The 2,635-nt window shown below is 69.7% G+C and carries 3 protein-coding genes; all 3 read left to right on the top strand.

Annotation, left to right across the window (positions count from 1 at the left end; genetic code table 11):
- Positions 1-223 (top strand): variant leucine-rich repeat-containing protein (locus PROKR_RS23420; protein ID WP_342665903.1); only part of this gene is annotated, 223 nt, incomplete at its 5' end.
- 255 nt (positions 224-478) lie between these two features.
- The gene (gene leuA, locus PROKR_RS23415) at positions 479-2,308 is read left to right on the top strand and encodes a 2-isopropylmalate synthase (protein WP_084800639.1); all 1,830 of its coding nucleotides are present in this window, start codon (positions 479-481) and stop codon (positions 2,306-2,308) included.
- Positions 2,309-2,419: 111 nt separating this feature from the next.
- On the top strand, positions 2,420-2,635 hold a 216-nt coding region (locus PROKR_RS23410), incomplete at its 3' end, for a DUF3626 domain-containing protein (RefSeq protein WP_036968323.1).

The raw sequence follows: 2,635 nt of genomic DNA, 5'->3' as shown, positions 1-2,635 counted from the left end.
GCACACCGCGGTGCTGCCGCCCGTGGTGGCCGGCGGCCGGTGGAGCGCCGCCCAGGCGCTCGACCCGGCCACGCCGCTCGCGGACCTGGCCAAGATCGTGCAGGAGTCGCCGCACCTGCGGCCCCAGGTCGCGGCGAACCCGTCGACCTACCCGGCACTGCTGGACTGGCTCGGCGCCCTGGGCGACCCCCAGGTCGACGCGGCGCTCCGCAGCCGCCGCTGACCCCCGACGTGTCAGACGTACGGGTCACCCCGGTGACCCGTACGTCTGACACGTGTGCGCGGGGCGTCGCTCCTGCAAGCGGGGTCAGGTCCGGATCGTGGGCGTGGTTGGCGCTCCCGGTCCGGACCAGGGGTACAGTGACGGCGTGCGTCTCACGGTGATCCTTCTCCTTCGCTGCCGCGACGAGGCCTAGACAGGCCGGTCCCTCGTCGCGGAGGCTTGGTGTGCCGGCCAACCTCACCGAGCGAAGGACACATGATGGAGAACAGCATCACCGCCACCACCCCCGGCGGAGTTCACGAGACAGCCGTGCACGGCGCAGCAGGCGGGATCATCGAGGACAACCCGCAGCAGACGTCGGGCATGCCGACAAACAAGTACCGGCCCTTCCACGAGCAGATCCACCTCGAGCTGCCCGACCGCACGTGGCCCGCCAAGCGCATCGAGAAGGCCCCGCGCTGGTGCGCGGTGGACCTGCGGGACGGCAACCAGGCCCTGATCGAGCCGATGGACGCGGAGCGCAAGCTGCGCATGTTCGAGCTCCTGGTACAGATGGGCTACAAGGAGATCGAGGTCGGGTTCCCGTCTGCCAGCCAGACCGACTACGACTTCGTGCGCAAGCTGATCGACGAGAACCGGATCCCCGACGACGTGGTGATCCAGGTGCTGACCCAGGCCCGGGCCCACCTCATCGAGCGCACCTACGAGTCGATCACGGGCGCCAAGCAGGCGATCGTGCACCTGTACAACTCGACGTCGGTGCTGCAGCGCGAGGTCGTGTTCCGCTCCGACCAGGACGGCATCGTGGACATCGCGCTCGACGGCGCGAAGCTGTGCCGCAAGCTGGAGGAGACCGTCCCGGGCACGCGGATCTACTACGAGTACTCCCCGGAGTCGTACACCGGCACGGAGCTGGAGTTCGCGGTCCGCATCTGCAACGAGGTCATCGAGGTCTTCGAGCCGACGCCGGAGCGCAAGGTCATCATCAACCTGCCCGCGACCGTCGAGATGGCCACGCCCAACGTGTACGCGGACTCCATCGAGTGGATGAGCCGGCACCTGGCCCACCGCGAGAACGTGATCCTGTCACTGCACCCGCACAACGACCGGGGCACGGCCGTGGCCGCCGCCGAGCTCGGCTACCTGGCCGGCGCCGACCGCATCGAGGGCTGCCTGTTCGGCAACGGTGAGCGCACCGGCAACGTCGACCTGGTGACCCTGGGCATGAACCTGTTCTCGCAGGGGATCGACCCGCAGATCGACTTCTCCGACATCGACGGCATCCGCCGCACGGTCGAGCACTGCAACCAGATGCCGGTCCACGAGCGGCACCCCTACGTGGGCGACCTGGTGTTCACGGCGTTCTCGGGCTCGCACCAGGACGCCATCAAGAAGGGCTTCGAGCACATGGCCGGGCGGGCCGAGGCCGCCGGCGTGGGCGTCGACGACCTGGACTGGGGCGTGCCGTACCTGCCGATCGACCCGCGCGACGTCGGGCGGTCCTACGAGGCCGTGATCCGGGTGAACTCGCAGTCCGGCAAGGGCGGCGTGTCCTACCTGCTCAAGAGCGAGCACAACCTGGACCTGCCGCGCCGGCTGCAGATCGAGTTCTCGCACGCCGTGCAGAAGGTGACCGACGAGCAGGGCACCGAGGTCACCGGCGCGGACATCTGGCGCATCTTCACCGACGAGTACCTGCCGGTCGAGGAGAACGCGCCCTCCGGCCTGGAGCACTGGGGCCGGCTGACCCTGCGCGGCACCCGGGCGGTCTCCGCCGAGGGCGAGCAGGACACGCTCGAGGTGGACGTCACCGACCGCGGCAAGGAGCTGACCCTGACCGGCACCGGCAACGGGCCGATCGACGCCTTCGTGAACGCGATCGCGCAGGTGGGCGTGGACGTACGCGTGCTGGACTACACCGAGCACGCCCTGTCCGAGGGCGGCGACGCCAGCGCGGCGGCGTACGTCGAGTGCGCGGTGGGCGACGACGTCCTGTGGGGCGTCGGCATCGACCCGTCGATCACGCTGTCGTCGCTGAAGGCGATCGTGTCGGCGGTCAACCGCGCGGAGCGCGCGGCGGTCTGACGCGGCAGTTTGCCCCGCAGACTCGGTAGTTGGCATCGAGATCGGCTCAGGCCTGGGCCGATCTCGATGCCGAGTGCCGAGGCTGCGAGGGACCCCAACTATCATGCACGCATGAACTGGCCGGTCACCATCAACTTCCACCCCGACCGACTGGTCGCCGACGGCAGCGAGACGCTGATCGAGCGCCTCGCCCACGACCGCGTGTGGCGCTCCCAGTTCGAGACCGGCACCAGCAACGGCGGCCTCACCGCGTACGAGGGCGGGGACCGCTGGCGCTGGGAGCAGCGCATGTTCGACGGCCGGTACGACGCCGCCGAGCCGCACCTG

The organism is Promicromonospora kroppenstedtii DSM 19349, assembly GCF_000515355.1.
Classification (GTDB): domain Bacteria; phylum Actinomycetota; class Actinomycetes; order Actinomycetales; family Cellulomonadaceae; genus Promicromonospora; species Promicromonospora kroppenstedtii.
Note: the sequence above shows the minus strand (reverse complement) of the source record. Positions and strands in the feature narration are given on the sequence as shown.